This window comes from Rhizobacter sp. P2_H3 (assembly GCF_056403355.1).
Genome location: NZ_JBFUFQ010000141.1, coordinates 1 through 15242, shown reverse-complemented (window position 1 = coordinate 15242; position 15242 = coordinate 1). Strand labels below are relative to the sequence as shown.

The window sequence follows — 15242 nt, the reverse complement described above, 5'->3', positions numbered from 1 at the left end:
CTGCTGATCTGGATCAACGGCGACAAGGGCTACAACGGCCTGGCCAAGGTGGGCGAGGAGTTCACCGCCAAGACGGGGGTGCAGGTGGTGGTGGAGCACCCGGAGGACGCACCGAACAAGTTCCAGCAGGCCGCCGCGGCCGGCAAGGGCCCGGACATCTGGATCTGGCCGCACGACCGCATCGGCGAGTGGATCGCCGGCGGGCTGCTGCAGCCGGTGAGCCCGAGCAAGAAGGTGCTGGCCGACCTGGACCCGCTGGCCGTCAAGGCGTTCGCGGTGGGCGGCAAGCAATGGGGCTACCCGATGTCGATCGAGGCGGTCTCGCTGGTCTACAACAAGGCGCTGGTGCCGACCCCGCCGAAGACCTTCGACGAGGTGATCGCGCTGGACAAGAAGCTGTCCGCGTCCGGCAAGAAGGCCATCCTCTGGGACTACAACAACACCTACTTCACGTGGCCGCTGCTGGCCGCCGGTGGCGGGTATCCATTCAAGCTGAAGGCGGACGGCAACTTCGACCCGGCCGACACCGGCGTCAACAACGCCGGCGCGCTGAAGGGCGCGGAGCTGCTGAGCAAGCTCGTCAAGGACGGCGTGATGACCAAGGGCGCGGGCTACGCCGAGATGGAAGCGGGCATGGCGCAGGGCAAGGTCGCGATGATGATCAACGGCCCGTGGTCGTGGGACAACCTCAAGAAGGCCAACATCGACTTCGGCGTCGCCAGGATCCCGAGCGTCAACGGCAAGAAGGCGGCACCGTTCGTCGGCGTGCTGGGCGCGATGATCTCCAAGGCCTCGCCGAACCGGGACGTGGCGGTGGAGTTCATCGAGAACTTCATGCTGGCGCCGAAGGGCCTGAAGACGATCAACGACGACGTGCCGCTGGGCACGCCGGCGAGCAAGGCGCTGTTCGCCGAGCTGAAGAGCAACCCGAACATCCAGGCGACGATGGCCAGCGCGCAGGACGGCGCGCCGATGCCCAACAACCCGGAGATGGGGCGCTTCTGGTCGTCGATGGAGTCGGCGCTGAAGAACATGACCGAGGGCCGCCAGCAGCCGAAGGAGGCGCTGGACGCCGCGGCCAAGCGGATCACCGCGAAGTAACTCAAGCGGGCACACAAGACGATGAAGTACCGGCTGCGCCCCGGCCCGGCCCTGCTCGCCTTCGTGCTGCTGGGCGCGCTGTACGTGGTCGCGATGGTCTACGCGGCCGGCCAGACGCTCTTGGCCGGCACGATGCTCGCGATCACCGCGCTCGCGCTGTGGGTCTACAGCTCGGCGAAGACCTACGCGTGGCGCTACCTGTTCCCCGGCATCGCCGCGGCGCTGGTGTTCGTCGTCTTCCCGATGGTCTACACGATGGCCATCGGGTTCACGAACTACAGTTCGCGCAACCTGCTGGAGTTCCCGCGGGCGACGCAGTACTTCCTCGATGAGACCTTCCACGGCGGTGAGGGCGCGAGCTATGCGTTCACGCTGCATGAGGATGGGCCCGAGTTCCGCCTCCGGCTCGAAGACGCCGACAGCGGCAAGGCGTGGGTCAGCGGCCGGCTCGCGCTGGCGACGACCACGCCGCTGGAGGTGAAGCTCGCGCCGCAGGACCCGGCGCAGGCACCGCTGGCCGAGCCTGCGCAACTCAAGACCGTCATCGCCCGGCAGAAGCACCTGCAGGCGCTGACGCTCGTGCTGCCCGACTCCCCCAACAAGCTCGTGATGACCGGCCTGCGCCAGTTCGGCGCGGTGCAGCCGCTGTACAAGCGCAACGCCGACGGCTCGCTCGTGAACCAGCAGACGAACGCCGTGCTGCGCCCGAACATGACCAGCGGCTTCTACGAGACCGAGGCCGGCGAGCGCGTGCAACCCGGCTTCCAGGTCGGCGTGGGTTTCGCGAACTACCAGCGCATCTTCACCGACGCCGCGTTCCGCGAGCCCTTCGTGCGCATCTTCCTCTGGACGGTGGTGTTCTCGGCCCTCACCGTGTTCTTTGGCGCCGCGCTCGGCATGTTCCTGGCAGTCCTCTTCAACTGGGATGCGCTGCGCTTCAAGGGCCTGTACCGCACGCTGCTGTTCCTGCCGTACGCGGTGCCGGGGTTCATCTCGATCCTGGTCTTCAAGGGGCTGTTCAACAACAACTTCGGCGAGATCAACCTGATCCTGGATGCCCTGTTCGGCATCAAGCCGGCGTGGTTCTCGGACCCGCTGCTGGCCAAGGTGATGCTCTTGATCGTCAACGTGTGGCTGGGCTACCCGTACATGATGGTGATCTGCTCGGGGCTCATCAAGGCGATCCCGGCCGACCTGTACGAGGCCTCGGCGGTGGCCGGGGCCGGGCCGTTCACCAATTTCTGGCGCATCACGCTGCCGTTGATCCTGAAGCCGCTGACGCCGCTGTTGATCTCGGCCTTCGCGTTCAACTTCAACAACTTCGTGCTGATCAGCCTGCTCACCGGCGGGCGCCCCGACTTCCTGGACACGAGCGTGCCGGCCGGCACCACCGACCTGCTGGTGAGCTACACCTACCGCATCGCGTTCCAGGACTCGGGCCAGCAGTTCGGGCTCGCGGCGGCGATCTCCACGGTGATCTTCGCGATGGTCGCGCTGATCTCGCTGGTGCAGATGCGCCTCACGAAGGTTTCCAGCGACGAACCGCGGTAAGGACAGACACGACATGGCCATCGTCCTCGACAAGAGCCACCGCTGGCGCGTGCTGGCCGCGCAYGCGTTCCTGATCGGCCTGGTCGCGCTGGTGATYTTCCCGTTCCTGATGATCCTGTCGATCTCGCTGCGCCCGGGCAACTTCGCSGCCGGCAGCCTGATCCCCGAGACCATCAGCTTCGAGCACTGGAAGCTCGCGCTSGGCATCKCGTACACCGCGCCCGACGGGCGSCTSGTGAARCCGGAYTTCCCGGTGCTGCTGTGGCTGTGGAACTCGGTSAAGGTGGCCAGCCTKACCGCGGCGATCACGCTGACGCTGTCGACCACCGCCGCCTATGCCTTCGCGCGCATGMAGTTCCRCGGCAAGCGCATSGCGCTCGGYGGGCTGATGCTGATGCAGATGTTCCCGGCGGTGCTCGCGCTGGTGGCGATCTTCGCGATCTTCGACCGCATCGGCAGCGTGTTCCCGTTCTTCGGCATCGACAGCCATGCCTCGCTGCTGCTCGCGTACTCCGGCGGCATCGCGCTGCACGTGTGGACGATCAAGGGCTACTACGACACGATTCCGGTGGAGATCGAGGAGGCGGCCAAGGTCGACGGCGCGACGCCCTGGCAGGCCTTCCGGCTGGTGTTGCTGCCGATGGCGCTGCCGATCCTGATGGTGGTGTTCCTGCTCGCGTTCATCGGCGCGATCATCGAGTACCCGGTGGCGTCGATCCTGCTGCATGAGGAAGCCAAGCTGACGCTGGCGGTGGGCTCCAAGCTGTTCCTGTACGACCAGAAATACCTGTGGGGCGACTTCGCGGCCGCGGCCATCCTGTCGGGGCTGCCGATCACGGTCGTGTTCATCCTGGCGCAGAAGTGGATGATCTCGGGGCTCACGGCCGGGGGGATCAAGGGATGACACGGGTTCAAGCGCGATCCCGGATTGGCATCCGGGCTACGTGGATCGCTGCAGTTTGCCTGCTGGTCGGCTGTGCATCGCCTGTCGTTGCACCGCCCTCGCCTGCACCCGTCAGCGGCCCGATCTCGGTGCCAGGCACCTTCGCCGACAACCCGATCGTCTACTTCGCCGTCACCGACCGCTTCGCCAACGGCAACCCGGCGAACGACCACGCCTACGGCCGCCAGCGCGAGGCCGATCCGGCGGCCGATGTCGCCACCTTCCACGGCGGCGACCTGAAGGGCATCACCAACAAGCTGAACGAAGGCTGGTTCCGCGAGCTGGGCGTCAACGCGATCTGGATCACCGCACCGTACGAGCAGATCCACGGCTGGGTGGTCGGCGGCGACAAGGCCTTCAAGCACTACGCCTACCACGGCTACTACGCGCTCGACTACACCGTGCTCGACCAGAACATCGGCACCCCCGACGAGCTGCGCGAGATGGTGGGCACCGCGCACCGCCAGGGCATCCGCATCCTGTTCGACGTGGTGATGAACCACCCCGGCTACCTCGACCTGCAGACCGCCCGCGAACTCAACCTCAAGGTGCTGTGGCCGGGCAGCGAGCGCGCGACGCTGCGCGACTACCACGGCTTCATCGACTACAACAGCTTCGCGTTCGCCGACTGGTGGGGCCGCCCATGGGTGCGCGCCGGCCTGCCCGGCTACCTCGACGGCGGCCGCGACGACCTGACGATGCAGCTCGCGTACCTGCCCGACTTCCGCACCGAGAKCACCGAGCGCGTGAAGCTGCCGATCTTCCTGCGCACCAAGCCCGGCACGCGCGCCCGCGACCTGCCCGATGCGACCGTGCGCGACTACCTGGTGACCTGGCTCAGCGACTGGGTGCGCGAGTACGGCATCGACGGCTTCCGCGCCGACACCGTCAAGCACGTCGAGCCGGCGGCCTGGGCGGCGCTGAAACGATCCGCCACCGCCGCGCTCGCCGACTGGAAGGCCCGCCACCCGGCCGACAAGATCGACGACCAGCCGTTCTGGATGGTCGGCGAGTCCTGGGGCCAGGGGCCGGAGCGCAGCCCGCTGGCCGACGCCGGCTTCGATGCGCTGATCAACTTCGAATTCCAGGACCAGGCGCCGCAGTTCGCCCACCCCGACGCGCTGTACAGCCGCTATGCCTCGCTGCTCTCCGGCCGGCCCGGCTGGAACGCGCTGAGCTACATCTCGTCGCACGACACGCGGCTGTTCGACCGCAGCCGCCTCGCGCAGGCCGGTGCCGCGCTGTTGCTCGCCCCCGGCGCGGTTCAGATCTTCTACGGCGACGAAACCGCGCGCCCGCCCGGCCCGGCACCGGCGTCCGACCCACAGCAGGCCACCCGCTCCGACATGAACTGGGCCACGCCCGACACCGCGCAGCTCGCGCACTGGCGCCGCCTCGGCAGCTTCCGCGCGCGCCATGTCGCGCTGGCACGCGGCGTGCATCGGCAACTGTCGGCCAGCCCCTACGTCTTCAGCCGCGTCGATGCGCAGAGCGGCGATGCGGTCGTCGTCGCGATGGCGGTCGACGGCACCGTCACGCTGCCGCTGGGCGCCACCTTCGGCAACGGCGAGGCGCTGCGAGACGCGTACAGCGGCCAGCGCGTCGAGGTGGTCGACGGCCGGGTCACGCTCGCCGCCACCGGCTACGTCCTGCTCGAACGCGCTCCCGCGGCCACGCTGGCCGCCTCCCCTGTCTCTGGTGCAGTCCCCCGTCCATGACCATCGACCTCAGCTCCCGCGCCACGCCCTTCACCGACCTGCGGCTGCTGGCCGACATCGGCGCGACCTACGCCCGCTTCTGCATCGAGCCGGCACCCGGCCAGTTCGAGCACGTGGCGGTGTTGCCGTGCAGCGAGCACGCCGGCATCACCGAGGTGATCCAGGCCTACCTCGCGACGGTGCCCGAGCTCACGCCGCGCCACGGCGCCGTGTCGATCGCCAACCCGATCCAGGGCGACCAGGTGCGCATGACCAACCGCGACTGGGCGTTCTCCATCAAGGAGGTGCAGCAGCAGCTGAAGCTGTCGACGCTGCTGGTCGTCAACAACTTCACCGCGCTGGCGATGGCGATTCCCGGCGTCGGTCCGCACGGCCGGCTGCAGGTGGGCGGCGGTGCGCCGCAGGCCAACGGCGTGATCGGGCTGCTCGGCCCGGGCACCGGGCTCGGCGTGTCGGGGTTGATCCCGTCCGGCGACCGCTGGACCACGCTCGCCACCGAAGGCGGCCACGTCAACTTCGCGCCCAGCGACGAGCGCGAGATGCGCGTGCTGCAGCATGCCTGGAAGAGCATGTCGCGGGTGTCGGCCGAGCGGCTGATCTCGGGGCCGGGCATCGAGCTGATCCACCAGGCCCTGCACCCGGCGGCGGGCGGCGCGCGCGAGCTGACGACCGCCGAGATCGTGCAGCGCGCGCTGCAGCACGACGCCGCCTGCTTGGAGACGCTGGAGGTGTTCAGCGGGATGCTGGGCTCGATGGCCTCGGACGTGGCGCTGACGCTCGGCGCCACCGGCGGCATGTATGTCGGCGGCGGCATCGTGCCGCGGCTCGGGCCGCTGTTCGCGCAGGCGGTCTTCCGCGAGCGCTTCGAAGCCAAGGGCCGCATGAGCGACTACGTGGCGCGCATCCCGACCTACCTGCTGACGGCCGAGAACCTGGCGTTCCAGGGCGTCTCGACGCTGCTGTCCGACCACGTGCCGGACGCCGACGGCAGCCACCCGCTGCTCGAACGCGTAAGGGCCTCGGTGACGACGCTGTCGCCGGCCGAGCGGCGGGTCGCGAACTTCGTGCTCGACAACCCGCGCACCGCGCTGAACGACCCGATCGCGCTGATCGCGCAAGGCGCCGAGGTGAGCCAGCCGACGGTGATCCGCTTCTGCCGCTCGCTCGGTTTCCAGGGGCTGGCGGATTTCAAGCTGAAGCTCGGCTCGGGACTGACCGGCACGCTGCCGGTGCAGCGCACGCAGGTGCGGCGCCAGGACGGCACCGCCGACCTGTGCGCCAAGGTGCTGGACAACACGATCTCGGCCATCGTGCAGTTCCGCGAGGCCTTGAACGTGGACGCGGTGGATCGCGCGATCTCGCTGCTGCGCGAGGCGCGGCGCGTCGAGTTCTACGCGATGGGCAACTCGGCGATCGTCGCGCTGGATGCGCAGCACAAGCTGTTCCGCTTCCGGATCTCGTCGGTCGCGCACACCGATCCGTCGATGCATTCGATGGCGGCCGAGCTGCTCGGGCCGAGCGACGTGGCGGTGTTCATCTCCAGCTCCGGGCAGCCGCCGGAGCTGTCGCGCGCGGCGGGCCTCGCGATGGAACGCGGCGCGAAGGTGATCGCGATCACCGCCAGCCAGTCGCCGCTCGCGCGCAAGTCGACGGTGTGCATCCCGGTCGAGCACAGCGAGGACGCGAGCACCTTCGTCTCGATGATCTCGCGCATCCTGCACCTGCTGGTGGTGGACATGATGTCGGTCGGCGTCGCGGTGCGGCGGCTGCCGGCGGCGAGCACCAGCAGCGAGGCCGGCACCGCCGACGGCCAGCAGCAGCCGGCGCCGGGGGTGCTGATCTCGCACGTGGCCTGACACGGCCGGCCTGAAGTCAAGCCCCTGCGATTCAAATTCCCAATCGGCCCGCATCACAAAAGAAATCGCCGCCCTCCCCCGCGCTGGCAATACTCGGCGCGACAAGGGAGACAACGATGACACTGCGCGAACTGCGCTACCTGGTGGCGCTCGCCGAGCACCGCCATTTCGGGCACGCGGCCGAAGCCTGCCACGTGACCCAGCCGACGCTCAGCACCCAGCTGCGCAAGCTGGAGGACTACCTCGGGCTCACGCTGCTCGATCGCAGCGGCAAGCAACCGTCGCTGACGCCGATCGGCGAGTTCGTCGTCGAGCGGGCGCGCCGGCTGCTGGCCGATGCGGACGAGATCCTCGACCTGAAGCGGCTGCGCGGCGGCCCGCTGCAGGGCGTGCTGAACATCGGGCTGATCCCGACGCTGGCGCCCTACTACCTGCCCTGGCTGCTGCCGCTGGTGCGCCAGCGCTACCCGAAACTGCGGCTCGTGGTGCATGAAGACACCACGCGGCACCTCGGTGAGTTGCTGGCCGACCAGCTGATCGACACCGCGATCCTCGCGCTGCCCGGCCCGCTGCCGCAGCCGGCGTATGTGGAGCTGCCGCTGTTCGACGAGCCGTTCTTCGTCGCCGCGCCGCCGCGGCACGAGATCGCGGCGCATGACGCCGTGCCGGTGGCGGTGCTGGCCGAGCTGAAGCTGCTGCTGCTGACCGACGGCCACTGCCTGCGCGGCCAGGCACTCGAGGCCTGCCGGCAGCACGAGAGCAGCCAGAGCGACGGCTGCGATTTCCGCGCGACGAGCCTGGAGACACTGCGCCAGCTGGTGGCGGCGGGCCTCGGCTGCACGCTGATGCCGGCACTCGCGGTGCGCTGCCTCGCGAGCGAACGCGGCCAGGACGGTTCGGGCCTCGTCGTGCGGCCGCTCGCGCAGGGGCAGTCGCGCCGCATCGGCATGGTGTGGCGCGCCGGGCATGCGAAGTCGGATGACCTGCAACTGCTTGGCGCGACGCTGCGCGAGGCCTTGCCGGAGGGCGTTCGATTCACGTCCTGAATCGGCGGCACTGAATCTTTCAACTTCCGGCGGGTGACCCGTCTTCCTAAGCTCCGCGCACCAGAACCTGAACGTGGAGCACACGATGACGAACACCTCCTTTCGTTGGACCCTCGCGGCGGCGCTGCTGCTGGCCGGTACCGCCGCACAAGCGCAGACCCTCACACGCGACAACGGCGCACCGGTCGGCGACAACCAGAACTCGCAGACCGCCGGCCCCGGCGGGCCGGTGCTGCTGCAGGACGTGCAGCTGATCCAGAAGCTGCAGCGCTTCGACCGCGAGCGCATCCCCGAGCGCGTGGTGCATGCGCGCGGCACCGGGGCGCATGGCGAGTTCGTCGCGAGCGCCGATCTCTCGGCCGTCACCCGCATGAAGATCTTCACCGCCGGCACGCGCACGCCGGTGTTCGTGCGCTTCTCGACGGTGATCCACGGCAACCACTCGCCCGAGACGCTGCGCGACCCGCGCGGCTTCGCGACCAAGTTCTACGGCAGCGAAGGCAACTGGGACCTGGTGGGCAACAACCTGCCGGTGTTCTTCATCCGGGATGCGATCAAGTTCCCGGACATGGTGCACAGCCTGAAGCCGAGCCCCGACACCAACGTGCAGGACCCGAACCGCTTCTTCGACTTCTTCTCGCAGCAGCCCGAATCGACGCACATGCTGACGCGGCTGTACTCCGACCTCGGCACGCCGGCCAGCTACCGGAACATGGACGGCAACAGCGTGCACGCCTACAAGTTCGTCAATGCGCAGGGCCAGTACACCTACGTGAAGTTCCACTGGAAGACGCTGCAGGGCGAGAAGAACCTGAGCGGCGCCGAGGCCGCGGCGCTGCAGGGGCGCAACTTCAACCATGCGAGCGAGGACCTGATCAACGCGATCACCAGCGGCAACTTTCCGAAGTGGGACCTGTACGTGCAGTTGCTGAAGCCCGAGCAGCTGGACGGCTTCGACTTCAACGCGCTGGACGCGACCAAGGTGTGGACCGGCGTGCCGGAGACCAAGGTCGGCACGATGACACTGAACCGCAACCCGGCCAACATCTTCCAGGAGACCGAGCAGAGCGCGTTCGCGCCGGGCAACCTGGTGCCGGGCATCGAGGCCTCGGAAGACCGGCTGCTGCAGGGGCGGCTGTTCAGCTACAACGACACGCAGTTCCACCGCGTGGGTACCAACGTGCAGCAGTTGCCGATCAATGCGCCGAAGGCGGCGGTGGCGAGCAACAACCAGGACGGCGACGCGAATGCCGGCGCGCGCAGCGGGCTCGTCAACTACGAGCCGTCGCGGCTGCGGCCGCTGCCGGCCGACGCGGCGTACAAGTCGAGCAGCCTGCCGCTGGCCGGTGGCACGCAGCAGGCGCGCATCGCGAAGACGCTGAACTTCCGGCAAGCCGGCGAGTTCTGGCGCTCGCTGTCGAAGAAGGAGCAATCGAGCCTGATCGCCAACCTGGCCGGCGACCTGGGCCGGGTCGACAACGATGCGGTGAAGTACGCGATGCTGTCGCACTTCTACAAGGCGGACAGCGGCTACGGCAGCGAGATCGCAAAGGCGGTGAAGGCGGACGTGGGGCGGGTGCAGCAGGCGGCGGCCGCGCTGCAGGACTGACCGGGTTCGCCCCACCGGCGCCGGCTTCGCAAACCGGCGCAGGGCGGACGCGTCGTTCCCGGATGCTGCTTCGGTGCGCCAACGGTGGCGCCCGAGCACAAGGAACGACGATGAACGASGCGGTGGTGATCGGTGGCGGCCCGGCCGGTGCGGCCTGCGCCTTGTGGCTGCACCAGCTGGGGATGGACGTGCTGCTGCTGGAGGCGGGCTCCGCGGTCGGCGGGCTGCAGCTGAACAGCCCGTACACGAACCGCTGGATTCCCGGGCTGCAGGGCCGGACGGGCCAGCAGGTGGCCGCGCAGCTGSAGGATCACCTGGAGTCGGCGAACGTGCCGCACAACCTCGGCTTCTGGGTCACCGGCATCCGCCAGCGCCCGAGCGGCCTGGGCTGGGAGGTGTCGGGGCGCAGCGGGGTCCATCGGGCGCGCAACGTCGTCATCGCCACCGGATCGAAGCCGCGCCGCGGTGGCTTCGTGCCGTCGGACACGGTGGGCATCGGGCCCGGCGTGGCGATGGAGCGGATCGCCGTGGCCGGCAAGCGCGTGGCGATCCTCGGCGGCGGTGACAACGCCTTCGACCAGGCCGGCTTTGCGCAGCGGCGTGGCGCGGCCAGCGTCGAGATCTTCTGCCGGCGCCCGCCGCGTGCCCAGGCGCTGCTGCTGAAACAGGTGGCGCCCGAGTGCGTGCACGTCGGACCGTTCGAGGCGGATCAGTCGGCGATGACGGTCGACAGCCAAGCGTTCGACGTGATCGGCGTTCAGTATGGCTTCGAGGCCAGTATTCCGGCGGGGCTGAGGCTTGCGCTGGACGACGGCTGCATCGAGGTCGATCGCCACGGGGCGGTGCCAGGGTTGCCCGGCCTGTATGCCGCGGGCGAGGTGACGAATTTTCTGCACCCCTGCGTCACGACCGCCTATGCCCACGGCGTGCAGGTGGCGAAGTCGATCCAGAACGCGTCAGCGCTCGAGCGGTGGATTCAGCCGCGTGTCGATCGCCAGCCGGGGTTGCGAGTGCTGGCGGCGGCCTGAGGGGCGTTGCCGTTCGAGATCAGTTGTAGACGCCGCGTTCGATACGCTCGAGGAATTCGGTGACGAGTTGGGTGCCTTGCGAGGTGCGCAGCAACTCGACCGGGCGGGCGCCGTCCAGCCCCATCACGGGTGACGACATCCAGCGCTGCGCCGCCTCTAGCCCGCCAAACAGCTCGGCGGCCTTGACCAGCGTTTCGGCGGACAGCCGGGTATTGCTGACTTGACACGCGATCAGCAGCTCCGAGTAGGCAATAGCTCCCATGGTGTCCTCTGGTGTGTTCAATTCACAGTAGATGCGCAGCACCCGGCCCAGCACGTCGCATTCAGCGTGCGTTTGCCCCACGTCGGCACTGCCTGCGCTCCACCTGGCCCAAGTCGCCGTACTCGGTGTCGGTCGCGATCAGCCGGTTCGTGCCGCCGGGCTGCCTCGCACCGTCGAAGGCCTCGCTCACCTGCCTAAGTGTGCGCATCGCTCGGTGACCGGGCTGCTTTGCCGCAGGAAGCTACAACCTCACGAGGGGCCCGATCCTGTCCCTCGAGAACAGCCTCGTACTCTCGTCCGTCGCTGGCTCGTATCCACAGAAATAGTCGGCGACATCTGCGCCTCTCGCAAGCAGGTCAGCACCAACCAAAAGCTTCTTGGACGCCTCTTGTCTATCCGTGGGATCGATGTCGGCGCTACCGAATATGACAGCCACCTCGCTCGATCCTTCGGAGCGAAGGATTCTGATCAGCGGGGCACTGATCCGAACATCACCAACTCTCACAGAGGCAGCCCGTATAAAGATGGACGCCGACACAGAGCCATCCTTCAGCAACTCTTTCAATCCTTGGTCAAGCTGTTTCGGATCGAGAAGGCCCAACTCACTGTGGGAAAGCTCCATTGGGGAGGCCTCCTGAAGCAAGCCATACACCAGCCCATCAACGGAGCCATCGGGAACAGCGTCGAAGATCAATTCAATGAGTCCGTCCATGATCAGTCCAAGAATCCCTTGAATGAGCCATCCAGGTTGAGTCGAACCCCCCGCCCGTCTGACAGTCGTTTCTCCAGGAACGTGAGGCCATTGTCGTAAGTCTGCTTTATGAACTGTCCAGGACCACGGATGACTTCACGAAGTTGTGTCATCCCCTGCTCATTCCAGGTTTTCATAGAGCCAGTCATAGTGCCCCACGTCTCCGGATTTCGGCCGGCATGTTTGGAAAGTGCATGACCAACGATCGTGCTGCCCTTGTAGGCGTCTTGCGCTGAGGACAACGCGACCTTGGTCTCGGATATCGACAGTCCCCATTTCAGCCCCCTTGCCGCACCTGCTCCCCCAGTGCTCGGCCCCGGCGCAGCTCCCGCGACCATACCACTGCCCATTGCTGCGCTTGCCATCGGAGCCAAGGGCGCCAAGTCATAGCGTCCCTGCCGCCCCTGCGCATCCATGATGGCGATGCCCATGCGAATGATGTTCGGTGCGGAGCTGGGATCGCCTTCCTTGATGGCACGGTAGCGGTCGAACAACGCACTCATCGCCTTCACATCGCCGGCCTCCTTAGCGTCGCTGAAAGCTCGGTTGATGCGCTGGATCTCAAGCCCCTCCTCCGTGAAGGAACTCTTTGCGATTGAATTCAGTATCCACTGTCTCGCAGGCATCAGACTGCCCGCCGCCCCCTCCTGCGACATAGCTACCGTCGTCCTGACCGTCGATTCCGCCGCCATTGGAACGATCCCCGACGGGTTCACAACGACGCCATCGCAGCCACCGTTACAGATGCTTTGCGGGTTGTAGGTCTTGCTCTCCTTCAGATCCGACCAGCCACTCGGGTCCGTGCGCGCCAGCGGATCGTTGCGCACATAGCTGTAGCGGTTGTAGGCCTGCAGGTCCGACGGATCGCTCACGAGCTGGTCCACCGACATGAACCGCCCGATGGTCGCGTCGTACAGGCGGCCGTTCATGTGCGTGAGCCCGATGTCGTCGAGCTGCTCATGGCCGGTGAAGCCGCGGTCCGTGCCGCTGTTGACCGCAGGGCTCCAGTCGATCACCAGCGTGCCGGCGGCGTCGTAGTTGCCGTTCGCAAAGCGGCGCTTGCCGAACGGGTCGTACGCGTCGCGCGCCGTCACGTCGCCGTTGTGGTCGGTCGTCGCCGCGATGCTTCCAAGATGGTCCTTGTGCCAGTACTCCAGCTTCACCGCCGCCATACTGGACTGCACGGCTGGTGCGGTCTGCGTGGCGCCGAGTGCCGGTAGCGCTCCGGAGGTGACCAGAACGCCGAGGCTCTGGCCGCCCGCGCTCAGGTAGTGCCGGTTGCTCGTGACCGCAGGGTTCGCTGCGCTCGGACTCGTCGGTGAGTTGACCTCGCTCTCGAAGGCCAGACCACCCGTGTTGTCCGGGTGCAGGTACCAAGTGGTTCGAGTGCCAGCGTTGGTACCGCTCGAAATCGTCCGCACCTCGCGGATACGCGCGTGGTCTTCGTCGTAGCTCCACACATAGCTCGGGCCGCCCGCAGGGCCTTGCACGCCGCTCTGGCTGTCCGGCAGATCGAAGCCGGTATAGGTGACTCCGCGGTACTTGCCTGCCGTCGCGCTGGCGATGTTCCCGTTCGCATCGAAGCCGTAGGTGTTGGCTGCAGCTCCCTCGATGCTTTGAACGGCATGCGGCCTCACCGCGTTCGCTCCCTGCGCGCCGTAGCTGTACACCCCCACATCGCTCTTGTAGAGGATGCTGCCCAGCGCGTTGTATTGCAGGCTCACCGTGCGCACGAGCCCGCTGATCGCAGGCGCCGCCACCGTGTAGCGCTGCAGCCGGCCGAGCGCATCGTGCTCGAAGTTCTCCGTCACCGCGCCTGTGCTGCCGTCGCCGTTCGCATCGTTGCGATTGGTCAGCCGGCCCAGGCTGTCCCACACGTAGCCGTGGTTCAGCACGTCGGTGGCGTTGCCCTTGCCCGTCGTCAGGCTGCTCGCGCGGCCCGTCGCGGCTTCATAACCGGACTTGCTCACCACCGCATTGCTGTAGCGCTGCTGCTCAAGGTGATCCCGCGCGTTGTAGGCCTGCGCCTGCCACAGCACCGTGCCCGCCGGCAGCGTGATGCTTGCTCCTGGCGTGCCGCCCGGCGTGGCGGGCAACGGGTTCACCGTCACCGCCGTTGCCAATGACACCGTGCCGAGGAAGCCCTTCGGTGTGTACCCATAGTTCACCGTCAACCCGGTCGGCCAGGTCTGCGTCGCTTGCCGACCGTTCGCGTCGTAGCTCAGCGCGCTCGCAAAGCTCGGCCCGTTCACCACCGTCGTGCGGTTGCTGACCAGCCGCCCCAGGCTGTCGTACACCCACTGCTGGCTCATGTCGGTGCTGGCGCTGGTCGCGCACAGCTTGCCGATGCCCATCGCGCAGGTGTCGTAGGTCCAGGTGCTCTGGTACTCCGGCTCCGTGCGCTGCGTCATCCGCCCGAGCACGTCGTACTGCATCACCGTCTGCCCGCCGCGCTGCAGCTGCAGCGGGTTCTGCTGCCGCACCACCTGGCCCAGCGCGTCGTAGCGGTACTCGATCACCCCGGCATCCGGGTCGGTCAGCTTCAGCTTGTTGCCCCGCACGTCGTAGACGATCTGCACCGTGTTCTGCAGCGCATCCTTCGTCGCCACCAGGTTGCCGAACGCGTCGTGCTGGTGAACGATCTGCGCACCCAGCGGGTCGGTGATGCGGATCGTGCGCCCTTCGACGCTGCTCTCCTCGCGGCGCGTGCGGCCCTGGTCGTCGGTGGTGGTGAGCACCAGCGCGCCATACGCCGTGCTCGACAACCTCGCCCTGCGGCTGCCGCGGGCACCGAAGCTCACGCTCGGGTGGACGCACGTGGATGCTGAGCATCTCGGCCATCTGCCCCGCGTCGGTCCTGTCCAAGGCTCGGGCCGGTTTTGCAGAGGCTCCCTTGGCTCCTCAGCCTTGTCAGTTGCGAAGCGCGTAGCCTCCATCAACGCGTTGGACGAGTTCACCCGCGGCTCGCGCCTGCCGGAGCATCGCCTCAGCTTCATCGAACTCCACAGGCTTTCCTGTTGACTCGAGGAATTGCTGCAGTCGCCACGCATCAATTCGGTCGGCAGCGTTGACTTCTGCGTGAACATCCACCACTAGCTCTGGTTTCGGCTCGTGGCGCTTGAACATGATTCCGGCCCCATGCTTCAAGACATTCCAGATCTCTCCATCCATATTCACCRCAGCCCTGGAGCGCGCCCCAAGAAGCCACTTCCCGACAAAGTAGTCGGGATGTTGCATTTGCAGGCATTCAAGCAGTCGACGCTGCAGCATCGCAAATGAAATGAGAATGGTTGGTTCGCGCATTTGATGATCTCATTGAACTTTTAATCGAAGGGGTCAACGCATTCTCAGAACCCGTCAACGCATTCTCAGAACCC

General features: G+C 67.2%; 12 protein-coding genes. 8 read left to right on the top strand and 4 right to left on the bottom strand.

The window, feature by feature from the left end; all coding sequences use genetic code 11:
* The 8 genes from malE to AC1D1T_RS21805 form a co-directional block, all read left to right on the top strand.
* Positions 1-1101, top strand: a 1101-nt coding sequence (gene malE / locus AC1D1T_RS21840) for a maltose/maltodextrin ABC transporter substrate-binding protein MalE (RefSeq protein WP_477992480.1), incomplete at its 5' end; no start/stop codon positions are given.
* Positions 1102-1122: 21 nt separating this feature from the next.
* Positions 1123-2652 (top strand): maltose ABC transporter permease MalF, encoded by a 1530-nt coding sequence (gene malF, locus AC1D1T_RS21835; RefSeq protein ID WP_477825888.1) that lies wholly within the window; start codon positions 1123-1125, stop codon positions 2650-2652.
* A 13-nt stretch (positions 2653-2665) separates the two neighbouring features.
* A complete protein-coding gene (gene malG / locus AC1D1T_RS21830) occupies positions 2666-3556 on the top strand; it encodes a maltose ABC transporter permease MalG (RefSeq protein ID WP_477825887.1) in 891 nt (296 codons plus the stop codon).
* Between the two features lie 128 nt (positions 3557-3684).
* A complete protein-coding gene (locus AC1D1T_RS21825; protein WP_477992479.1) occupies positions 3685-5313 on the top strand; it encodes an alpha-amylase family glycosyl hydrolase in 1629 nt (542 codons plus the stop codon).
* The gene (gene glk, locus AC1D1T_RS21820) at positions 5310-7169 is read left to right on the top strand and encodes a glucokinase (RefSeq protein WP_477992478.1); all 1860 of its coding nucleotides are present in this window, start codon (positions 5310-5312) and stop codon (positions 7167-7169) included. Before AC1D1T_RS21825 ends, glk begins: the two co-directional genes overlap by 4 nt.
* 116 nt (positions 7170-7285) lie before the next feature.
* The gene (locus tag AC1D1T_RS21815) at positions 7286-8215 is read left to right on the top strand and encodes a LysR substrate-binding domain-containing protein (protein ID WP_047505257.1); all 930 of its coding nucleotides are present in this window, start codon (positions 7286-7288) and stop codon (positions 8213-8215) included.
* Between the two features lie 85 nt (positions 8216-8300).
* On the top strand, positions 8301-9824 hold the full coding sequence (locus AC1D1T_RS21810; RefSeq protein ID WP_477827469.1) for a catalase: 1524 nt from the start codon (positions 8301-8303) through the stop codon (positions 9822-9824).
* 110 nt (positions 9825-9934) lie between these two features.
* Entirely contained in the window at positions 9935-10852 is a 918-nt protein-coding gene (locus AC1D1T_RS21805; RefSeq protein ID WP_477992477.1) for an NAD(P)/FAD-dependent oxidoreductase, read from the top strand.
* A gap of 19 nt (positions 10853-10871) precedes the next feature.
* Here AC1D1T_RS21805 and AC1D1T_RS21800 read toward each other — a convergent pair whose 3' ends face one another.
* The 4 genes from AC1D1T_RS21800 to AC1D1T_RS21785 all read right to left on the bottom strand — a co-directional run bounded on the left by AC1D1T_RS21800 (position 10872) and on the right by AC1D1T_RS21785 (position 15168).
* On the bottom strand, positions 10872-11156 hold the full coding sequence (locus AC1D1T_RS21800; protein WP_477843819.1) for an antitoxin Xre/MbcA/ParS toxin-binding domain-containing protein: 285 nt from the start codon (positions 11154-11156) through the stop codon (positions 10872-10874).
* Positions 11157-11355: 199 nt separating this feature from the next.
* Entirely contained in the window at positions 11356-11826 is a 471-nt protein-coding gene (locus AC1D1T_RS21795; RefSeq protein ID WP_477829218.1) for a hypothetical protein, read from the bottom strand.
* 2 nt (positions 11827-11828) lie between these two features.
* Positions 11829-14603, bottom strand: coding sequence for an RHS repeat domain-containing protein (locus tag AC1D1T_RS21790; RefSeq protein ID WP_477992476.1), 2775 nt, complete (start codon positions 14601-14603; stop codon positions 11829-11831).
* A gap of 172 nt (positions 14604-14775) precedes the next feature.
* A complete protein-coding gene (locus AC1D1T_RS21785; RefSeq protein ID WP_477992475.1) occupies positions 14776-15168 on the bottom strand; it encodes a DUF6896 domain-containing protein in 393 nt (130 codons plus the stop codon).
* Positions 15169-15242: the final 74 nt, after the last annotated feature.